This is a genomic window from Verruconatronum alginivorum, assembly GCF_056590205.1.
This window is the reverse complement of sequence record NZ_JBWPVQ010000001.1, coordinates 813,888-833,538: the sequence shown is the minus strand read 5'-3', so window position 1 is coordinate 833,538 and position 19,651 is coordinate 813,888. Positions and strand designations below refer to the sequence as shown.

At 60.7% G+C, this 19,651-nt stretch carries 17 protein-coding genes; 6 read left to right on the top strand and 11 right to left on the bottom strand.

Annotated features, from left to right (window positions below):
• Nucleotides 1-102: 102 nt before the first annotated feature.
• Nucleotides 103-825 carry a GDSL-type esterase/lipase family protein gene (locus ACWUI2_RS02800; RefSeq protein WP_486981346.1) on the top strand — a complete coding sequence of 241 codons (723 nt, stop codon included), beginning with the start codon at nt 103-105 and terminating at the stop codon, nt 823-825.
• A gap of 42 nt (nt 826-867) precedes the next feature.
• On the opposite strand, the gene ACWUI2_RS02795 is transcribed toward ACWUI2_RS02800, so the two are convergent.
• Entirely contained in the window at nt 868-1,548 is a 681-nt protein-coding gene (locus ACWUI2_RS02795) for a spermine/spermidine synthase domain-containing protein (protein WP_486981345.1), read from the bottom strand.
• A 1,215-nt stretch (nt 1,549-2,763) separates the two neighbouring features.
• On the bottom strand, nt 2,764-4,239 hold the full coding sequence (locus ACWUI2_RS02790; protein ID WP_486981344.1) for a hypothetical protein: 1,476 nt from the start codon (nt 4,237-4,239) through the stop codon (nt 2,764-2,766).
• Nucleotides 4,240-4,302: 63 nt separating this feature from the next.
• On the opposite strand from ACWUI2_RS02790, the gene ACWUI2_RS02785 reads away from it, so the two are divergent.
• A complete protein-coding gene (locus tag ACWUI2_RS02785; RefSeq protein ID WP_486981343.1) occupies nt 4,303-4,551 on the top strand; it encodes a YecH family metal-binding protein in 249 nt (82 codons plus the stop codon).
• 393 nt (nt 4,552-4,944) lie between these two features.
• Here ACWUI2_RS02785 and ACWUI2_RS02780 read toward each other — a convergent pair whose 3' ends face one another.
• The 3 genes from ACWUI2_RS02780 to ACWUI2_RS02770 all read right to left on the bottom strand — a co-directional run bounded on the left by ACWUI2_RS02780 (nt 4,945) and on the right by ACWUI2_RS02770 (nt 9,341).
• Nucleotides 4,945-5,847 (bottom strand): hypothetical protein, encoded by a 903-nt coding sequence (locus tag ACWUI2_RS02780; RefSeq protein ID WP_486981342.1) that lies wholly within the window; start codon nt 5,845-5,847, stop codon nt 4,945-4,947.
• 82 nt (nt 5,848-5,929) lie between these two features.
• Nucleotides 5,930-8,227, bottom strand: coding sequence for an NADH:ubiquinone reductase (Na(+)-transporting) subunit F (gene nqrF, locus ACWUI2_RS02775; RefSeq protein ID WP_486981341.1), 2,298 nt, complete (start codon nt 8,225-8,227; stop codon nt 5,930-5,932).
• Nucleotides 8,228-8,279: 52 nt separating this feature from the next.
• Nucleotides 8,280-9,341, bottom strand: coding sequence for an aldose epimerase family protein (locus ACWUI2_RS02770; RefSeq protein WP_486981340.1), 1,062 nt, complete (start codon nt 9,339-9,341; stop codon nt 8,280-8,282).
• Nucleotides 9,342-9,719: 378 nt separating this feature from the next.
• On the opposite strand from ACWUI2_RS02770, the gene ACWUI2_RS02765 reads away from it, so the two are divergent.
• A complete protein-coding gene (locus ACWUI2_RS02765; protein ID WP_486981339.1) occupies nt 9,720-10,631 on the top strand; it encodes a helix-turn-helix transcriptional regulator in 912 nt (303 codons plus the stop codon).
• Nucleotides 10,632-10,722: 91 nt separating this feature from the next.
• Complete coding sequence (locus ACWUI2_RS02760; RefSeq protein ID WP_486981338.1) at nt 10,723-11,664, top strand: oxygenase MpaB family protein; 942 nt, start codon at nt 10,723-10,725, stop codon at nt 11,662-11,664.
• Between the two features lie 258 nt (nt 11,665-11,922).
• On the opposite strand, the gene ACWUI2_RS02755 is transcribed toward ACWUI2_RS02760, so the two are convergent.
• From ACWUI2_RS02755 to ACWUI2_RS02740, 4 genes are all read right to left on the bottom strand, one after another.
• Nucleotides 11,923-12,390 (bottom strand): cupin domain-containing protein, encoded by a 468-nt coding sequence (locus ACWUI2_RS02755; RefSeq protein WP_486981337.1) that lies wholly within the window; start codon nt 12,388-12,390, stop codon nt 11,923-11,925.
• 98 nt (nt 12,391-12,488) lie between these two features.
• Nucleotides 12,489-14,273: a retropepsin-like aspartic protease gene (locus ACWUI2_RS02750; protein WP_486981336.1), complete on the bottom strand. Its 1,785-nt coding sequence runs from the start codon at nt 14,271-14,273 to the stop codon at nt 12,489-12,491.
• 69 nt (nt 14,274-14,342) lie between these two features.
• Nucleotides 14,343-14,999 (bottom strand): uridine kinase family protein, encoded by a 657-nt coding sequence (locus ACWUI2_RS02745; protein WP_486981335.1) that lies wholly within the window; start codon nt 14,997-14,999, stop codon nt 14,343-14,345.
• 27 nt (nt 15,000-15,026) lie between these two features.
• Nucleotides 15,027-15,353: a YhbY family RNA-binding protein gene (locus ACWUI2_RS02740; RefSeq protein ID WP_486981334.1), complete on the bottom strand. Its 327-nt coding sequence runs from the start codon at nt 15,351-15,353 to the stop codon at nt 15,027-15,029.
• A gap of 390 nt (nt 15,354-15,743) precedes the next feature.
• Between ACWUI2_RS02740 and ACWUI2_RS02735 the strand changes: the two genes are divergently transcribed.
• Complete coding sequence (locus ACWUI2_RS02735) at nt 15,744-16,661, top strand: hypothetical protein (protein ID WP_486981333.1); 918 nt, start codon at nt 15,744-15,746, stop codon at nt 16,659-16,661.
• Between the two features lie 169 nt (nt 16,662-16,830).
• Nucleotides 16,831-17,751 (top strand): NAD(P)/FAD-dependent oxidoreductase, encoded by a 921-nt coding sequence (locus tag ACWUI2_RS02730; RefSeq protein ID WP_486981332.1) that lies wholly within the window; start codon nt 16,831-16,833, stop codon nt 17,749-17,751.
• 80 nt (nt 17,752-17,831) lie between these two features.
• On the opposite strand, the gene ACWUI2_RS02725 is transcribed toward ACWUI2_RS02730, so the two are convergent.
• Both ACWUI2_RS02725 and ACWUI2_RS02720 read right to left on the bottom strand, forming a co-directional pair.
• Nucleotides 17,832-18,341 carry a hypothetical protein gene (locus tag ACWUI2_RS02725; RefSeq protein WP_486981331.1) on the bottom strand — a complete coding sequence of 170 codons (510 nt, stop codon included), beginning with the start codon at nt 18,339-18,341 and terminating at the stop codon, nt 17,832-17,834.
• Between the two features lie 5 nt (nt 18,342-18,346).
• Nucleotides 18,347-19,495 (bottom strand): SDR family oxidoreductase, encoded by a 1,149-nt coding sequence (locus ACWUI2_RS02720; protein ID WP_486981330.1) that lies wholly within the window; start codon nt 19,493-19,495, stop codon nt 18,347-18,349.
• Nucleotides 19,496-19,651: the final 156 nt, after the last annotated feature.

Here is a 19,651-nt window from a genome sequence, read left to right as displayed (position 1 = left end):
TCGTGGATTGACCAGCGGTTATGGGAGAGCGCCGTTTCGTCGTGGAGAAAACAAAAAGGGGATCGATTTGATCCCCTTTTTGCTGTTCACTACCGCGCGACGATGAATGCGAAATGGATTATTTTGATTGCACTTCTTTCTGCCGCGATGTCCGGGTTGGCCGTCGCATCCGCCGACTTGATGGAACCTTTGCCGGAGGCACAGGTGGTGGCGGCGAACGAACGTTGGGGGGAAGCGATCGCGGAATTGCGCGCTCGTGACGTGGTGGAGGAACACCCGGCCGACGCGATTCTGTTTCTGGGGAGTTCGTCGGTGCGTTTGTGGAGCACCATCGCCAAAGATATGGCGCCCTATCATCCGATCCGGCGAGGTTACGGTGGCGCCCGCTTTTCGGATTTAGTGGTCTTCGCGGAGGAATTGATCCGTCCGCACCGTTTTCGAGCGGCGGTGATTTTCGTGGCCAACGACATCACCGGACGTGCCAGCGATGCCGAACCGGAAACGGTCGTGGCATGGTTCGAGCGGGTCGCCCGGACCGCCCGGCTGGTCGAACCGGACGCGGCGGTCTTTTGCGTGGAAATCACTCCCTCGCAGGCGCGTTGGCACGCTTGGGAGAAGATCCAGGAACTGAATACGCTGCTTCGCCTCGCGTGCGAGGCGGAGGAGAATTGGCATTTCATTTCGACCGCGTCCGCCTATCTCGATGAGGAGGGGGAGCCGAGACCGGAATTGTTCCGGGAGGATCGGTTGCATCTCAATGCCGAGGGCTACCGCCTTTGGGCCGAGGCGATCAAACGCGGTCTCCGGCAAGGGGGGATCGAGTAGAAGGGGGCGTTGCTTTGGCCTCTTTTCCTCTCGCGGTTTGAATCAAAACGCGAACGGATCCGCCAGGTAGATCGTGTAGGCCTCGCGACGGGCGTTCGGATACAATTTGGCCGGGACAGGTTCGAAACGGAGGCCGGATCGTTTGAGGCGGGTTTCGAACTTGGGATCGCGGGTCGCGGACCAGATGGCGACCCGGCCTGTGGGAGTTATGGTCCGGGCAAGGAGGTTCAAGCCTTCCTGGCTATAGAGGCGGGCGTTGGCTTTTTGCACCATCGCGCTTGGTCCGTTGTCGATATCGAGCAGGATGGCATCGTAAGCCTCGGAGCCGGCCCGTTTGACGACGGCGAAGACATCCTCGGAGAAAACCTCCACCCGGGGATCGGCCAAGCGGTGGCCGTGGAGGGATTGGAGAAACCGGCGGTTCCAGTCGATCACTTCGGGGAAAAGCTCCGCCACCTCCACCCGGGCTCCCGGGGCGACTTGGTCGAGAACGCTTGCCAAAGTGAACCCGAGACCGAGTCCTCCGATCAGGATCCGCGGGGCTTCGACCTCGGACAGACGGCCGCAGCCGAGTTGGCCGAGCATCGATTCGGAAAACGAAGTCTTGGAATGCATCAAATCCTGCCCGTCGAGGCGGATGCAATAGCTGCCGTCGTGTTCGACCAGAATGAGGCGGCCGCCTTCCGGAGTGGTTGTTTCGGCGAGGATGTGGGAAGGTTTCATAAAAAATCAGATTCGGCCGGCCTCCGGGGAACGAGATGGAAACGAAACTTTCTTGTCACTGGGAGGGATGGCATCCTGCCGTCCGCCGTCGGCGTCGGTTTCAGAAGAAGGTCGGCTGGAAGCCAACCCTCCGATTTGGGCCTGTAATCTGCGTAAACAGTGAAGTTTCATCAAAGGATGTGGGAAGATTTAATAAAGCCAGGAGGGCTGCGTCCGGGGAACAAGATGGAAACGAAACCTTCTTGTCACTGGGAGGGATGGCATCCTGCCGTCCGCCGTCGGCGTCGGTTTCAGGAGAAGGTCGGCTGGAAGCCAACCCTCCGATTTGGGCCTGTAATCCGTAGGACAGCGAAGTTTCATCAAAGGATGTGGGAAGGTTTCATAAAAGTCAGATCCGGGCTGCGCCCGGGGAACAACATGGAACGAAACTTTCTTGTCACTGGGAGGGATGGCATCCTGCCGTCCGCCGTCGGCGTCGGTTTCAGAAGAAGGTCGGCTGGAAGCCAACCCTCCGATTTGGGCCTGTAATCCGTAGGACAGCGAAGTTTCATCAAAGGATGTGGGAAGATTTATTAAAGCCAGGAGGGCTGCGCCCGGGGAACAAGATGGAAACGAAACTTCCTTGTCACTGAGAGGAATGGCATCCTGCCGTCCGCCGTCGGCGTCGGTTTCAGAAGAAGGTCGGCTGGAAGCCAACCCTCCGATTTGGGCCTGTAATCCGTAGGACAGCGAAGTTTCATCAAAGGATGTGGGAAGGTTTCATAAAAAATCAGATCCGGGCTGCGCCCGGGGAACAACATGGAACGAAACTTTCTTGTCACTGGGAGGGATGGCATCCTGCCGTCCGCCGTCGGCTTCGGTTTCAGAAGAAGGTCGGCTGGAAGCCAACCCTCCGATTTGGGCCTGTAATCCGTAGGACAGCGAAGTTTCATCAAAGGATGTGGGAAGGTTTATTAAAGCCAGGAGGGCTGCGCCCGGGGAACAACATGGAACGAAACTTTCTTGTCACTGGGAGGGATGGCATCCTGCCGTCCGCCGTCGGCGTCGGTTTCAGAAAAAGGTCGGCTGGAAGCCAACCCTCCGATTTGGGCCTGTAATCCGTAGGACAGCGAAGTTTCATCAGAGAGAATAGGTTATAGGAAAGGTGACCGGTCTGTCGCGGAAAAAACCGGAAACGGGGGGAAGAGGAGGTTTGTTCTCTCGATGCGAAACTGCCTACCGAGCGGGGGTCGCCGGGTCCTTCAAGGATGAGGCAAGGCGGGTGATGATCGCATCGAAGTAAAATCCGCTGAACGGTCCGTGCCAGGACATGATTCCGGTTTCGTAGGGCAGCCGTCCGTCGGCGGTGGTCTCGTCGTAATGTTCGTCCGGGGAGATGTAGCCGTGGTATCCCCCTGAAAAGCAGGTGATCCAAAGGCGGAAACCCTCCGCTTCGGTGCGCTGTTTTTGCGCGAGGCTGCTTTCGGCGCTGTATTCGCCCGGCACCCCGACCAAAGTGACCTCCCCGATGCGAACGGCTTGGAACCAGGCGTCGGCGGGAATGCCCGCCGCGGTGAGAAGAAACGGGGAAAGTCGCCAATTTTGATTCAGACGTCGTTGGCGTGGAGGGAGAGGCAGGCGACTTCCGACGGCGGCCAAAACGATTTCCGACGAGCTTGGTGCGAGCGGGGTTTCCGCCGCCAGTTGCGCCAGTTGCATTCCCATCTGTTCGGCTGAGTGGGTGGGGCGGGCGCTTCCGGGGGAACCGGCTTGAAAAAAGACCTTTGCTCCGGTGGTGGATTCCAGCTCGCGGCGGAGATGGCCGGGATAATCGCCGCTGATTTTGAGGTTGGAGGGCCCGAGCGTCGTGGCATGGGCGCCGAAGTTCAACAGGTAACACTTCCGGCCGTCTTCCCGATGGAGCAGCAGGATTTCGAGGAAGTCGTCGACCGGGAGGTTGCGGACCCGGTTGGCGATCCATTCCGATGCCTTGCCCCGTCCGACTTCACTGGCGGCCGGTTGGAGGTCTCCGAGGGCTTCGTTCGCCGCCTCGATGAATTGTTTCTGAAGGAAGCTGCCGTAGTCTTGGTCGTGGCGACCCCCGGAAAACCATCCGGCCACCCGGTTGTTCCAGGGGTTGGGCGCCGAGTGGGTGTGGGTGGCGCTGAAGAGAATTGCCTCCGGGGGAAGACCGTGGCTTTGCCCGAGCCGTTGACGGACGGGCGCGGCGATGTTTTCCGAAATCAGGAGCAGGTCGGCGAAAAAGAGCAGCAGAGTCACTTCTCCGTTGTGAAGTGCCACGCAACCGATCTCGATCGGGTCGGCCACGCCTTCCGACCGGGCTCCCTGGTGGGCGCTGTAACCGAAAAGGGGGAGAGATTCGTTCGGGGTGATGGACCGCGAAGCCCATCCGGCCTGCAAAGGGCCGGGAGCGGGGAGGTAGGCTGAGGGAAACTCCCGTTCGAGGATCCGGAAGCTCTTCTCCAAGGCGGCAAGGGTCCTGACGTCGGAGGTGTAAATCGGCCACGGTCCGATCAGGAGGACGAAGAGTCCCAGGAAAAGGAGAAAGATGGTCGCCGCGGCAACCGGTTTCCGGATTTTGCGCACGACGGATACATTGACGAAGCCTGAAGGAGCGGCAACAGGTTTTCTTTCGCGGAAGCGCCGGTTCTGCAGTTGGGCGATGATGAATCCTGCGGAAACGAAAATCAAAAAAGGGGCGGGTCGATTGATCCTGATCAAGGAGTTTTTTCATTTGCCCGGCATAGTGGAGGGATGGAAACCACCAATCAAATTCATGCCCACGATGTCCTCGGATTGATCGATGAAAACGCGGGTGCTTACGACACCACGACTCTACCGGCGAAGCTGCGGGAATTCTTCGGCGGCGAGGCGACCTATTACGCCTGCACCGCCTCGGGAATGACGCCCGAGGAGTTGATCGGCTTTCTGTTTAATCGCGAAAAAATCGTCGAAACCGATGGCAAACTTTACCTGAACCGGGCGAACATTTGTCCGCACTAGCCCGGAAAATTGCCTCGGCTGGATACAATGATTTTCCGGAGCCGCGCGCTTCGGCCGTGGTCACGGTAGCGTCGAGCTTTCGCTCGATGAATCCCGTCCGCTGTCTCAGGCACCGGTAATTTCCCGTAGCGGTGGCAGTTCCGCCGCCCCGTCTTGGCCGCGTTCGCCCGCGCCGAAGCTCCCCTTACTCTGTCATTGACGCGGCGACACCCCATCACCGTCAATCCTTTTTGGCCGCTGCTGTCGGGCGGCGAAGCCAACCCGACTACGAAAGGAGCCGCGCGCTTCGGCCGTGGGTTGCATCGAAGTTGGGGGACAGGCGGGCCGACGACATCCGGCGTGAGGCGGGAGGCTGGAGCACGGGAAGAGGTCGATGAAGGCGTGGCTTCATTGTTACGAAGTGGTGGTTGTTTTGTGGGATGTTTTGAAGACTTCGCGGGCGATGGTGGCGTAGAGGATCGCCTCGGCGTAGCGGTCGCTTTCTTCGCGGAGTTGGCCGGTGGAGTCGGGGAAGACCCGGGCGTAGTAGATGATCGAGGCGAGTAGTTCGGGGGCGAAGACCAGGACGTCGCCCGGTCCGGCGTTGGTCCGGAAGCCGGCCATCGCCCGGCGCCACATTTCCTTGAAGTCGGCGAGGTAGTCCGCCCCGACCGCCATCCGGGGTCGTCCGGACACGCTTTCGATCGGCGCCTGCATGAAGCCGGGCGCAGCGATTCGGCCGTGGATGAAACCGATCCGGTCGAAGATCGGTTGCATGAAATCGAGGCGGCTTTCGAAGTCGCCGTAGACCATTTCCTGGCCGCAATAAAAATGGCTGAAATCGCCGTTGAATCGCATTTCCGGGAAGCTCTCCGCCAAGCGGGCCGTGCGCCAGAGGTCCTGGGTGATCGTCGCGCGATGGGTTTCGATGAACGCCGGCAGATTGTGTTTTTCCGATGCGGTCAGGGTGGCTTCGACCAGGCGGTGGGCGACGGCATCGTCTTCGATCCCGGTGCCGAGGTGGAGGGTAATGCAGGAATCCCCCCGCGCTTTGTGTTTGGCGAAGACGGCGTCGGCCTGGTCGGGAGTGTCGAGGCGGTCGAGACCGCAATATGGCAGGCGGCCGTTGTCGATCGGCGAATGAGCGCCGCCGAGCTGGACCCCTTCAAATCCGTCCGCGGCGATCCGTTCTTCCGCTTCGGGCCAGGTCAGGCCCGCCCCCACGGAGTGCGGCGGCAGATCGAAAAGGGTGTCGAGATTCAGGTAGACCCGGAGCTTTGGAGAGTCTCCGGTATTGTCGTTTAGGTATTTGGCCATGCTGGAAGTTTTTCTTTAGCCACGAAAAGGCACAGAACGCGCAAAAAAGAGCGAAATGGCGATGGTGGCTGATTCGTTTTGATTAAAATTCGTCGAAGGCGATTTGATCCTGGGTTACCCCGAGTTTTGTCATGAGCATCTTGGTACATGCTTTGATCATCATCGGGGGACCGCAAAGATAAAATTCGACCGCTTTCGGATTTGGATGGTTCTCCAGGTAGTTGATCAACACGACCTCGTGGATAAAACCGGTCAGACCGGTCCATCGATCTTCCTCCAGCGGATCGGAGAGGGCGAGATGGAACTCGAAGTTCGGGTGTTCGGCCGCCAGTTTTTCGAAGTAGTCGGCGTAGTAGATCTCCTGCTTCGACCGGGCGCCGTACCAGTAGCTGACTTTGCGGGCGGTTTTCTCGTTTTCGAAGAGGTGGGAGAGGTGGGCGCGCAAGGGAGCCATGCCGGCGCCGCCGCCGATGTAGACCATTTCCTTGCGGGTCGGTTTGATGTGGAAGTCGCCGAACGGACCGATCGCGGTCACGGTGTCGCCTGGCTTGAGGTTGAAGACGTAGCTCGAGCCGATCCCCGGGCAGCAATCCTGTCCGGGCGGCGGGGTGGCGATTCGGACGTTGAAGCGGAGCTGGCGTTCGGTCCGTGGATTGCTGGCGATCGAGTAGTTGTTGCGGCGGCCGCTCTGCGGATTGGCGACGCTCAGGTCGAAGACATGCTGCCGTTCCCAGACCGAGGCGTAGGGTTCTGGAATGTCGAAATCGCGGAAACGGATCCGCTCGTAGGGGGGAATGTCGAGCTGCATGTAATCACCCGGGGTGAAATCGATCTTTTCCGCGGAATCGACCGGTTCGAGGACCAGTTCCTTGATGAAGGTGGAGACGTTGCGGTTGCCCACCACGCGCAGCGTATACGTTTTTTGGTGACGCGCTCCATCGCCGCCCGGGGTTTGAACGTTGAGCCAGATTCGGCCGTTGCGTTCTTCGATCGGGTAGGTGGCGAGTCCGCGGCAGACCGGGGCGCGGGCGGGAGAACCATCGGCGAGATTGAAGCGCCCGTTATGCTTCGGGCATTCGATGATTTTCCCCTTTACCAATCCGTCCGCGAGATGGGTGTTTCCGTGCGTGCAAATGCCGTCGGTGGCGTAAAGCCGGCCTTCGGCATCCCGGGACAAGGCGAACGTTTTTTTGCCGTGATCAAAGCGGATGACGTCCTCGAGGCCTAGATCGGCGCCGGCGCAGATTTCCAGCCATCCCTGGGGATCGGGCGCGGCCTCGGACCGGTGGCCGGATTCCTCCGGGCGTTGTTTCGGCGGGGGGAGTTTGCGTTTCACGTGGTAGGTGGGATCCTTCACCTGTTTCCAGACCGCCGGGATGATTTCCTTCCAGGCGGAAAGGAGGCTCGGGTAGGGGGTGGGCATGTCGTCTTTGACGACCTCGTGCAGTTTCGGCAGGGCGTGGTAGGGGACCAGGGGGAACATGTGGTGCTCCACGTGGTAGTTCATATTCCAATACAAAAACCGGTGGACCGGGTTCATGTAAACGGTTCGGCAATTGAGCCGGTGGTCGAGGACGTTTTCGGCCAGGCCGGCGTGCTGGGTGTAGCCGTAGATCGGCATCAGCCAGGCGCCGAAGAGATTGCAGCCGCCGACCAGCAGGATCGGGAGAAGGCTGCCGGTGACGATACTGAGGGCGATCACGGCGGCGTAAATGGCGACGTAAACACGGGCCCGTCGGAAAACTTTCGGGAATTCGCTTTCGGGGATGAATGTCTTCTCATCCGGCGACATTTTCCCAAGGCTGTGGAGGAGGATCGCCTTGAAGTAGGTGAAGTAGACCTTCCAGTTGATGAAACTGAGGATGAGGGCTCGGATGTTCGGGGGGCGGGGAACGGCGATTTCGGGATCGCGGCCGACGATGATGGTGTCGCTGTGGTGGCGGGTGTGGCTCCAGCGCCAGACGGTCGATTCGCGCATCACCATGAACGAGGCGATCTCGTAGAGCCAGTTGTTCATCCAATCGGTTTTAAAGGCGGTGCCATGTCCGGCCTCGTGCCACCGGGAGTCGGAGGTGGAGGCGTAGAGGACGGCATAGCAGAGGTAGGGGAGGATCGCCCACCAGCTTCCCCAGAGGAGATAGGTCAGGTAACCGAATCCGAAGATCAGTCCGAACCAGATGATGGTGTCGCGGATGGCCGGTCCGTCTTTGCGGACCAGCAAGCTCCGCATGGTGGCGCGGGGCACCGGGCATTGGTACCAGTCTGCTTCGGCCAGGCCGAGTTCGACCGCGCGTTCGGCGTTTTCGCCGGTCAGGCTGTAATCGAGAACGGAAGGGGGGCGCAGCAATGTGGCGGTCCCGTGATCATGATCGTGGTCCATGTGTCTGTTTTAATTGAAGTTTCGGGTCGGGTGGATGGTGCGGCGACTCTGCTCAAAGAGTGCCGAACGCGTAAATGGTGGTGTGGTGTTGCGGTTGGCCGGGTCGGACCAGGATGTCGCCGAAGCCTCCGATGTTGGCGGCTTCCGGATAACCTTGGCATTCGAGACAGAATGCGCCGAATTTTGCATAGCGGCCGCCGTTTTTTCCTCGGATGGTTCCGTCGAGATGGTAGCTGAAAAACGTTTGGAGGCAGCTGTTGGTGGTTCGCGCTTCGAGGAACCGTCCGGTAGAGGGATCTTCGACGCGGGCGACTAACCGGAGGGATTTGTCAGGGTCGAACCAATACAGATCGCCATGGTTCTTCCAGAGGTGCGGGATGGCGTCGCCGAGGCGGATCGGCTGCCGCATGTCTCCCGGCCGGTCGTCGACCGGTTCGAGCCGATTGAGGAGGGTCAAATTCTCGTCGCTCGGAATGACTGCCGAACTGAAAATTTGCGCCCGGTGGTCGAGGATGGTGCCGTGTCCTTCACCGGCCAGGTTGAAATAGGAGTGGTGGGTGATGCTCGCCGGGGTGGGCCGGTCGGACTCGACAAACGTTTCGAAGACGAACTCGTTGGCGGCGGTGACGGTGTAGACGACGGCGATGTCGAGATTTCCCGGGTAGCCTTGGTCATTGTCCGGGCTGTAGCAGCTGAGTTTCAGGGAAGGGGCGCCGTCGGAACGTTCGACCGGTTCGGCGTTCCAGATTCGGGTATGCAGAGCTCCGGGGCCGCCGTGCAGATGGTTGGGTGGTTCGTTGACGGGGAGCTGGAATTCTTCGGAGCCAATCCGTAGTTTCCCGTGGCCGATGCGGCCGGCGATACGTCCGACGGTGGCGCCGAAATAGCCGGGGTTTTCCAAGTAAGGTTCGAATTCCCGGTAGCCCAGAACGACATCGGCGAGACTCCCCTGGCGGTCGGGGGCGAGCAGCCGGCGGACGATACCGCCGTAAGTCAGGATTTCGAGTTCGAGGCCTCCGGCACCCTTCAGGGTCCAGGCTTCGATGGAACGGCCGTCGGGCAAGGAACCGAAGTGGGCGGATCGCACTCGCGAATGAGGGTGGGTGTCGGGCATAAGTTGGAATATTAACCCGTATTACCGCCGCTTGTCTTTTCGCTTTTTTACCGGAAGATTTCATAATTTGTCATTGAGTCGTGAAACTAAAGAGGCGGGGGCGCCCTCAGCAACTTTCGGCGTGACCGCCTTGATTGGTTGCCTGGAAGACGACCTCTCTTTCTATTGAAACTTCACTGTTCATACGTGCTGGAGGGCTAAATCGGAGGGTTGGCTTCCGGCCGACCTTCCCCTGAAACGACGCCGACGGCGGACGGCAGGATGCCATCCCTCCCAGTAGCGAAAAAGTTTCATCCATGCTGTTCACCGGGCGCAGCCCGGATGGGGCTCTCACGACAGGGAAGGGGGAAAGAGTCTTCTCGCCTCTTTCGGGAGAGATTGCATACTTTGTTCCTGATGCTGGAGAACCTGAAGATCGGTCCCGAATACGACGGGTTCGCTTTTTTGGCGGAGTCGGTGCGGAATCCGCCGGTTTTGGCTCCGCATCGTCACGTGGAGCTGGAATTGAATTTGGTCGTTTCCGGGGCGATCACCTATGTTTTCCATGGGCGGCGTTATCGGTTTCCTCGTCGTTCGCTCTTGTGGTTTTTTCCGGCCCAGGTGCATCAGTTGGTCGATCGGACTCCGGACGCGGCCAATTTTGTGGTGGTGTTTAAGCCGGAGCTCTTGCGGGCCGCGTGTCGAACCGCCCGCTATGCGCCGTTGAAAGCCGAAAGGTTTCCGGGGGAGGGAATCCTGCACACGGAGTTGGAGCCGGATGTATATGAGAATCTTCGGCGGACCCTGGAAGCTTTGGTGAAAGACGGACTCGATCCGGACCTTTTGAACCGGGAGGCGGGTTTCGGTGGGGTGAGTGATGATTTCACCTTCCGGCATCACGATCCGGATTACCTGAACGCCGGTTTGCGGCATCTCCTGTTGACCTGTTGGCGTTTGCAACAGGAGCGCTCGGGCAGCGGGCGGGAGGTCTCGTTGCATCCGGCGGTGCGCCGGGCGTTGTCGTTGTTGGGCGAAGAAGGCGTCGGCGGCGATCTCGATACTTTGGCGAGGGAATGCGGGGTGAGCACCGCCTATTTGAGCCGGACGTTTCGGAGGGAAGTGGGGGTGACGATCAGTCGTTATCGGAACTCGTTGAAGTTGGGTCGGTTTTGGTCGGCCTATCGGAAGCGGTCGACGGAGACGGTGTTGGAAGCGGCATTGGCGGCGGGCTTTGGCAGTTACGCCCAGTTCTACCGGGTATTCACCGACGCCTACGGAGTCAGTCCGCGGGATTCGATCCGGAAAATTTAAGGGCGGCGGCCAACGGTCGGACGCCGGAATCGGTTCGGATCGGGGATGGGCTTGATCTTCGGGCGTTAGACTTGTTTGTTCAGGGGCGAATATGAGAACTTCGCCCGTCCGTCCCCTCCGTTTGCCGCGTGTGTTGCAGTTGCGACTGGAAGCGATGCTCCAGGAGCATTTGCAGGGAGGGAACCGGAACGGGCGGGGTGGGCCGGAGCTGGATTTCACCCGGCCGCAAGGGGAGCCGGCGCTGACCCCGGCGGATTCGGTTTCATGGAAGGTATTCAATAATCCGGTTTCGTTGTTGATCGGTGGAATCACCGCGGTGCTGTTGGAGTTGGCGGAACCGCGGGTGAGGTCGGGGGTTTGGGATCACACCACGTTCCGGACTGATCCGATGCGGCGGATGCGGCGGACCGGTCTGGCGGCGATGGTCACGGTGTATGGGGCGCGGAGCGTGGCGGAGCCGATGATCGCCGGGGTGCGGCGGATGCATGAGCGGGTGCGGGGGGAAACGCCGGACGGGGTGGCGTATCATGCCAACGACCCGGAGTTGCTGAGGTGGGTGCATGCGACCGCTTCGTTCGGGTTTTTGGAAGCGTATCATGAATATGTCCGGCCGGTTTCGCCCGAGGACCGCGATCGGTTTTACTCGGAAGGCCCGCCGGTGGCCCGGTTGTATGGAGTCGAGGATGCGCCCGGATCGGAGAAGGAGTTGAAGGCGTTGTTTGCGGCGATGCTTCCGAAGTTGGAGCGGTCGGAAATCGTATTCGAATTCTTGGGAATCATGCGGAAGGTGGAGGTGATGCCCCGTCCGTTTGGCGTGATGAACCGATTGATGATCCGGGCGGCGATCGATTTGATTCCGGCGCCGGTGAGGGAGGTCCTCGGGGTGGGCCGACGTTTCGGCTTGCCGCCGGGAGGAGCGTCGCTGCTCAGGATGGCGGGTGCGAACGCCGACCGGATGGTTTTAGAGGGGAGTCCTTCGGCTGCCGCCTGCGTGCGCCTCGGTTTGCCGAAGGATTATTTGTTGCGGCGGTGAGGTGATCGAATGGGTTTTCGCAAGAAGATGGTCACTGGGAGGGATGGCATCCTGCCGTCCGCCGCCGGCGGTTTCAGAAAAAGGTCGGCTGGAAGCCAACCCTCCGATTTGGCCCGCACAGAAGTCGTTTAACGTGGCGGAGCCAACTCGACTACGGGACGACGTTCCTTAGAAGCCACTGGGAGGGATGGCATCCTGCCGTCCCCCGTCGGTTTCGGGTATTTTGCCTTCTTGCGGTTATCAACGGTGTTTTCAGGCTCAATGTTTTTCGCCGTCGGCGCACGACAAAGGGGTGGCGGGAAGGGCGTCCTCGGGTTTGAGGACGGTGACCGGTTTGTTTTCGGCACCTGCGTAGAAGACCAGGATCACGGCAGGAACGTCGCCGGGGTTTTCGCCGAAATGCCATTGGTCGACCAGTTCGACGATCGAATCACCGGGGGTAAGGTGGAGAACTTGTCCATTTTCGGCGGTGACGCGGAGTTCTCCGGCGAGCAGGTAACCGACGTTGATGACCGGGTGTTTATGCCATGGAAGGCTGGTCCGCGGGGGAATGGTGATTTTGAGGAGGGTCACTTCCGGTTGTCCGGACGGGTAGGCGGGAAGAAGGTCACCGTTCCAGGCGGCGTTGGTCTTGGCCAGCGTCTCCGCGACGATTGTGGGCGGGGATTCGGAAAACCCGAAGGCGGGGAGGAAAACGAGGCAGGCGAGGAGAAGTTGTTTCTTCATGGAGTCAGGAAGATAGGATCGGAGCGGGAGGGCGCAAGCCTCGGATCGGAGGATGGATGCGTCGCTTTTGGATCAGGGGAGGCGGATTGGGTGGAGACTCAGTCGGCTGGGTTCGGCTCGACCCGGAGGCGGAGGAAGCGGGCGGTGGAACCGTTGACGGGAAGATCGTCGCGGACGGTGATCCGCTGGCGGTTGTTTTCCAGGTCGACGATGTCGAGGATGGCGGTCGGGACCGCTTTCCAGTCGGCCATATCGTTGGAGGCTTCGACCACGAATTCGAGGTCGGCGGCGGAGGAGCGGCGCTCGTAGACGATGGTCAGGAAGTCCGCTCCGTCGACCTCCGTAAGCCCGGCGGTCGGCAGACCGGAGCGGGAAGGCACCAACGGATCCCGGCCCAGGGCGTATTCGAGGAGGTTGGTGACCCCGTCTCCATCCGGATCGGCGTCGGGTGCGGCGAAGGCCGGATCGCTGGGGCCGTCGAGGCCGAAGGCATGGTTTTGCCATTCGTCGAATGTCGCGGCCTTCATCGCGGCGATCCGAGGACTGAACAAGCGGAGTTCCCCGCTTGCCTCGCCGGTGACTTCGAAAACGACCGAACGGAACGGCGACGGGGAAACATCGGAAAAGAGATTGAGGAGGGCGGCGACTGTGGTGGCATCTCCTCCGAGGGCAATGCCGTCAATGGCACTCGTGTCGATGGTGGCGGCGGGGCCGATCAGATTCATGCCGAAGATGCCTTCGAGGTCGAGTTCGGCCAATTCCTCGTGTTCGAAGATCAGAATCCGGACGTTTCGCCAGACGAGATCAAACCCCTCTTGGGCGGGGACGCGGATCTCGTTCAAGGTCAGGATCGGGACGGTGACCGTGTCGCCGCCGATGCCGCCGATCTGGGCGACCATGCCTCCGTTGGCTTGGTGATCCGGGACGAAACTCTCCAGGTTGGCGTAGGATTCGGGGATGAGGCCGATCTGTTGGGCCCAATTGAAGCCGATGAATGAACTCCCTGCCCCGGTGTCGAAGAGCCAGTGCGCGGTAACGCTGTCGCGGTTGAAATCGTGAGAGATTCGGACATTTTTGACCAGCGGGTTCCGGCTCATGCTCGGGAGCGTTTCGCCTTCCGGGGGATCGCCGACGAAGTCGCGCATTTCGAGATCGAGCGTGATGTTGTGCGCCGGGATCTCCGGGTCGCCGTGGGGGAGGAGTTGGGTTTGGATTTCCCGAACATTATCGGAAAGCTCCGGGAGAAGGGCGGCTAGTTCCGGTGGAATCGGCATCCACTCCATGACCATTGTTCTTTGTTCGATGACCGGCATCCCGACGATGTTGACCGGGCTGACCAAGGTATAGGGCCAGTAAAACCCCTCCCAAAGGGGAATCATCACCGTGGTGACTTCGCCGATGCCCGGGGCTTGGCGGACCCAAAGGCGGTGGTCGCCGTAGTGGATGAAATCGGCGGCGGTGATCTCGCCATCGATCGGAAACGGATCGTTGAAGAGCATCACGCCGAAGGGACGGCTGACCGAGCCGGTTTCCGCGCCTCCGATGCCGAGGTTGGTGTAAACGCCGATGTAATCGCTCGGGCTGAGTTCGGCGGAGGCCACCCCATGGTCGTTTGGTTCGACGTGGAGGTTGCTGAGGACAAATCCGGAGGAACCGGTGTCGATGAAGGCCCGGATCAGCACCGGATCCCCGTCGGGGGTGGTCACGACGTTTTCTCCGTCGGTGAGGAGGGAGTAGAGCCGTGGTTGGTCCATTGCGGTGGCGTGGTGAAACGGGAACGCCGGGTGATTGAGGACGAAGGAGGGGGAGGCATCGGCGGCGGGAGAGAGCGGGCCGAGACCGAGCAGAGCGAAGCCGAGCAGGCGGTGAAATCGTCGCGTCATACAAGGTTATATCACCTAAATCGCGCCCTGTCGCAATGGATCGGGAAATCCCCGGGGCGGCCGCGTCGGTTAACCCGGGGGTCTTCGGGTGATCGAGAAACGGTTTTTGCGACTCCGGTAGAGGATGAAATCGGCCTCGGCTGCCGCGCCTTCGGCAAAAGTCGGGTAGTCGCGAAGATTGCTTTGCAGGAAAACTTCGATCGCCTTCTCCAGGGGAAATTGCCGGTCGTTCAGGTCCCGGGAGAGGCGGGTGTCCAATTGGGTGCGCCAGTGGGCTTCAACCAGGACCAAGCCGTCGAATTCGTCGCGGATACCCCGGTGGGCGGCGATTTCGCCATCGCACAGAAGGATCCGGCTGGGCGGAACCGTCTCGAGACAGTCGACGGCGCCGGTGATCGGGTCGAGTACGGGCCGTTCGAAGGGGAGGCCGTTCCGGGCGGCTTGGAGGCAGGCGCGCAGGCGTTCGAGGTCATTTCCTTCGGGGTGGGAACCGAAGAGACCGCGGCCCCGGCGAGTGGCGCGCGGGAGGCGGAAATCGTCGAGCGGGAGTCGGATGGCGTCCGCGAGATTGCCGGCCAGCCAATGGGCGAGGGTGGTCTTGCCGCATCCGCCGGGGCCGCCGATCCCGAGGAGAAACGGGGCCGGCCCCCCGCGGCGCCGGATCCAGGCGGCGAGCGTTTGAAACGCCGCGGGACCGGCGGGAGGTCCGGAATCGGGAGCGGTCATCGACGGAGGGTGCCGGTGGATGGCGCGTCAGGCGGATGGATTGGTCTGTTCAGTTTCCGGGCGTTCCGGGAGGCGGATTTCGCGTTTTTCGGGATCGGGATGCTGCCGGTAAAACAAGGCGGTGTGGCCGACAATGCCGACCGGAAGGGAACCGGTCTTTTCCGCGATCTCCGGGGCGAGCCGCCGTTTTTCCTCTTTCAAGGCGGCAAACTTTACTTTGATCAACTCGTGCCGATCGAACAGTTGGTTGAGTTCGGTCAGGAACCCTTCGTCGACCCCTTTCTTGCCGACATGGATGGCGGGGCGAAGGGTCTGACCTAAACCGCGGAGATATGATTTCTGGAAACCTTTCATGAAATGATCATTCAATTATCCGGGACGGAAGAAAATGGGCGAGCCCATATTTGGGGAACCGGGGGGCGGGCTGTTCCGTTTCTTTCCCGATCCTTTTCCGTTGGGCGCGATTGAACGTGGGGGGAAAAACAGACAACCGTCTGTCATTGCGAGGAAGGAGGAACGACTGACGCGGCAATCCACGTTCCGGGAAAGGGGGCGCGGATCACTGTTTCGTGGATTGCTTCGTCGGCGGAGCCTCCTCACAATGACACGACGGTGATCCCACCACCTCCGATTATTCCCTTTCCCGGCCCTTTCCCGTTGCCTCCCTCGATCGACACTTGCCATTTGGTCTGTATCGAACTAAATGTAAGTCTTTTGTCGAAGAATCCCCTAACTATTATTTATATGAAAACACGTTCCTGTGCAGTTGTTGTTTCCGCGATTTCCGCCCTTTTTATGGTCGCCTGCGGTGGTCCGGCCGTGGCCGACACCACTCCTTCCGTTGCTGCGGCGGCGCCTCCGGAGAGTGCGGAGGGGACGGTCCAGTATGTGGTGGAGGGTCTGCTCCAGCATGAGCCGCAGCGGATCTGGACCGCTCTGCCGGATCGTTACCGCAACGATGTGAACGGGATCATCTCTGATCTTTCCGCGAAAATGGATGCCGATGTTTACAATCGGGCCTTCCAGTTGCTGGGTCGGGTGGGGGCTCTGCTGGACGACAAGAAGGAGTTGTTTTTGGACAGTCAGATGTTTCCCGGCCAAGTGGACCGCGAAGACGCGGCGGCCAATTGGGATTCCATGACCGCTACTCTCCGGACATTGGCCAGCAGTGAGATTTCGCGCCTGGAAGGACTGGCCAACTTGAACGTCGAGTCGTTCCTGGCGAACACCGGGGCGAAATTGCTGGCCAACGCGGAGAAAGCCGCCCGGGAGACCGATGAGGATCTTTTCGAGAATCTCCGCAACTTGCAGGTCGAGGTGGTCGAACAAGACGAAGGTCGGGCTAGTTTGCGTTTGTCGGGTGCCGCTGAAGAGGCGATGGAAATCGAATTGGCCCGGGTCGACGGGCGCTGGGTCCCCGCCGAAATGGCGGCCGAGTGGGACAGCTCCATTTCCCGCGCCCGCGAACAGATTGCTGGAATGTCCCGAGAACAAATGCAGGCGATGAAGCCGCAACTGCTCGGTGTGTTTGGGATGTTGGAGGGGACGCTGGCGCAACTCGAGGCCGCTGAAACCCGTCAGCAGCTCGATCAAGCGCTGCAAGTCGCGATGTTCTCGGTGATGGGAGTTGTCGGAGCGGCGATGCAGGGCATGCAGCACTGAGCGTTCCGCGGCGCATTGTCGCGGGAGTTTTTTGTTCTTTGGATTAGGCGCGGACCGTGGGAGGAGGCGCGCGTCCAACGACGACGGCTGAAGCGCGTCGCTCCGGAACGGCTGAAGGGTGTCGTTTCTATTGGGTGGCGGGAGGATGTCGATCGGGTTAGGTTAGGCGATGCGACGGGAGATGGAAGGAGAGGCGGACGTGATCGTCGTGGGGGGCGGGCCCGCCGGATTGAGCGCGGCGTTGCTGCTCGGACGATGCCGCCGGAAGGTGGTGTTGTTCGATGACGCCCGCCCGCGCAACCGGGCGTCGAAAACGATGCACGGTTTCTTGTCGCGCGACGGCATTTCGACGACCGCGTTCCGGCGGACCTGCTTTAGGCAGCTTGAACCCTACCGGACGGTGCGGATCGAATCCGGGCGAATTGTCACGGCCCGACGGCGAGGGGGCGGATTCGAAGTGACGCATGAAAGCGGGACGGTTTACCGGAGTCGGAAGCTTTTGTTGGCGACGGGGGTCGAAGACATATTGCCCGATCTCCCGGAATTGAGCCGGTTTTACGGCCGGACCGCGTTCCATTGTCCGCTGTGCGACGCATGGGATTTCCGTGACCAACCGTTGGCTGTATATGGCTGCGGGAATTCGGCTTTTGAATACACTTTGGAAGTGCGAATCTGGTCGGAGCAGGTCGTTCTCTGCGCCGATGGAGAGGATCGGTTGACCAAGAGGCAGCGGGAACTGCTGGATCGGATGAACGTCCGGGTGGTGGTGTCGAAAGTAGTCCGATTGGCCGGACGGGGGAGGCGGCTTTCGCGTATCCATTTTTCGGATGGAACTTCGGTTCCCTGCAGCGCGCTCTTCTTTTGCACGGAAGAACGGCGGCAGTCGGATCTGGCGGAACAACTCGGAGCGCGAACCGATGGTGACGGTCGGGTGGATCAAAACAGCCGGGAAGGGACGGATCTCCCCGGTTTGTTTGTCGCGGGGAATACTTCCCGCGGGGTGCAATTGGCGATCGCCGCCGCCGCCGAGGGGGCCAAGGCGGCGTATGGGATCAATGACGAACTGAATTGCGAGGATTTTCCGAGATAAAACCGGCGAGGCGCGGGTGGACGGTTGTGCCTCAGTCACAATGGGACTGGAGCATCCAGCTCGCGAACTCAACTCTTAGACTACAGCTCTTCCTCTTCCAGGGGATCGAAGTCGAAGTCCTGGTCGGGCTCGGGGGTGATCTCCTCGTCGGCAACCGGAGGGTGCCGGTCGGGCAGGAGGAGCGCGGCGAGAAGGCCGCCTCCGATCACCGCGGTGGCGGTCGCCCATGGATATTGGTCGACCAGTTCGCGTAACCGCCGGTTGGTGTAGGCGAGTCCGCCGCGGGCTTGCTTGATGAGTTCGTCCTCGATCCGTTCCACCTGGGGGGATGGCTCCTCTTCTTCTTGCTGCCGGCTTTCTGCGAGCAGCAACCATGCGGTCGACGCCCCGAGCAATGCGGCCGGGATTGGATTGCGACGGACATGCCGCAACACGGCCCGAATGATCCGCTCTTCGTCGGGATCGATCGGAGGACCGGGCGCGTCGCCGGGAGTTTTTTTCCGGGCTCTTAGGTATGAAACGAGTTCATCGATCAGGCGGCCGGTCGGATGTTTGCCTTGGGAGGTGAAGTTTTTGTTTTTGTCGATCACGGGTTTTATTGGAAGTGAGTGGGTGGGGCAGGTGAAGTGCGGGTTTCCTCGTCGGGGTCGTTGATCAGGTTTGGGTCATCCACCAGCCCCCGGGATCTCATGACGCGGGTGGCGGTGCGCCGGATCGACGGCTCAATGCGTTCCTTTGCCTTTTGGATGGGGGTTTGACTGCGGCTCCAGGCGTAGCCGGCGACGGCGGCGGCGATTCCGGCGGCGGCCGCCGCGGCGGTCCAGGCGATTTTGCGCTTCGATTCTCGGTCGGCGGAATCGTCCTCCCGCCAGCCGCCGGTGATGGCGTCGCTGTCCGGCATCGTGGAGTAAAGGTTTCCGTCGGTTGGGCCGGCCGCGTTCTCTTGGAAATGCTCTTTGTCGACCTGGCGGGCCATCATTTTTTCGGCGGTGGCACGGGGGAGGACGCTGCGCACGGCGGCGAGAAGTCCGCCCGATTTGCCGGCGAAGACCTCGGGCCGGGGCTTTTCCAGGCAATCCAGGATTGTTTCCGCCACGACCTCGGGCGGGTAGACGGGCGGCAACGGTTTGATCGCGCGTCCGGTGTAGTTCGCCGCGTGTTGGAAGATGGGGGTGTCGATCGAGGCGGGGAGGACGGTGCAAACGTGGATGTCCGGCTCGTCCATCAATTCCATCCGGAGGCTTTCGCTCCAGCCGTTGATGGCGAATTTGCTGGTGGTGTAGGCGCTGACGTAAGGGGTGCCGGTTTTGCCGACCATGGAGGAGACGTTGATCAGGATTCCCTCGCCTTGTTCGCGGAAATAGGGAAGGACGGCCCGGGCTCCGTTCATGTATCCATACAGGTTGGTCTCGATCACCCGCCGGTAGTCTTCGGGAGGAGCGGTTTCGAATTTGGCGAACAAACTGACCGCCGCGTTGTTGACCCAAGCGTCGACGTGGCCGAATTGCCGGTAGGCTGATTTTGCGATTTTGCGAAGGGCTTCGGGATCGGTGACGTCGGCGGGGGCTGCGATCGCCCGGCCGCCGGCCTCCTGGCACTCCCCGGCGACCTCGCGAAGGGTTTCGCCGTGGCGGGCCACCAGTACGACGGTGGCGTGTTGTTTGGCCGCCATCAGGGCGGTCGCTCGGCCGATGCCGCTCGACGCGCCGGTGATCACGATCACTTTGTCCAGTAGATCTTTCATTGAATTGCTCTGCGTATGGTTTTCGATCGGTTTTCTAACACGGTAAGGGCATCCGATGGCGGCAACAAGGAGCGGCGGACCCTGAACGCCGGGTCGGGGAAAGGCCGACGAGGGAGCGGCGCGTATGGCCGCTGACGTTGGGCGGGTGGAGTTGGG

Coding starts and splice junctions, on each gene's coding strand:
- ACWUI2_RS02800 (WP_486981346.1), top strand. CDS start 103: ATGAATGCGAAATGGATTATTTTGATTGCACTTCTTTCTGCCGCGATG.
- ACWUI2_RS02795 (WP_486981345.1), bottom strand. CDS start 1,548: ATGAAACCTTCCCACATCCTCGCCGAAACAACCACTCCGGAAGGCGGC.
- ACWUI2_RS02785 (WP_486981343.1), top strand. CDS start 4,303: ATGGAAACCACCAATCAAATTCATGCCCACGATGTCCTCGGATTGATC.
- ACWUI2_RS02780 (WP_486981342.1), bottom strand. CDS start 5,847: ATGGCCAAATACCTAAACGACAATACCGGAGACTCTCCAAAGCTCCGG.
- nqrF (WP_486981341.1), bottom strand. CDS start 8,227: ATGGACCACGATCATGATCACGGGACCGCCACATTGCTGCGCCCCCCT.
- ACWUI2_RS02770 (WP_486981340.1), bottom strand. CDS start 9,341: ATGCCCGACACCCACCCTCATTCGCGAGTGCGATCCGCCCACTTCGGT.
- ACWUI2_RS02760 (WP_486981338.1), top strand. CDS start 10,723: ATGAGAACTTCGCCCGTCCGTCCCCTCCGTTTGCCGCGTGTGTTGCAG.
- ACWUI2_RS02755 (WP_486981337.1), bottom strand. CDS start 12,390: ATGAAGAAACAACTTCTCCTCGCCTGCCTCGTTTTCCTCCCCGCCTTC.
- ACWUI2_RS02750 (WP_486981336.1), bottom strand. CDS start 14,273: ATGACGCGACGATTTCACCGCCTGCTCGGCTTCGCTCTGCTCGGTCTC.
- ACWUI2_RS02745 (WP_486981335.1), bottom strand. CDS start 14,999: ATGACCGCTCCCGATTCCGGACCTCCCGCCGGTCCCGCGGCGTTTCAA.
- ACWUI2_RS02740 (WP_486981334.1), bottom strand. CDS start 15,353: ATGAAAGGTTTCCAGAAATCATATCTCCGCGGTTTAGGTCAGACCCTT.
- ACWUI2_RS02735 (WP_486981333.1), top strand. CDS start 15,744: ATGAAAACACGTTCCTGTGCAGTTGTTGTTTCCGCGATTTCCGCCCTT.
- ACWUI2_RS02730 (WP_486981332.1), top strand. CDS start 16,831: ATGCGACGGGAGATGGAAGGAGAGGCGGACGTGATCGTCGTGGGGGGC.
- ACWUI2_RS02720 (WP_486981330.1), bottom strand. CDS start 19,495: ATGAAAGATCTACTGGACAAAGTGATCGTGATCACCGGCGCGTCGAGC.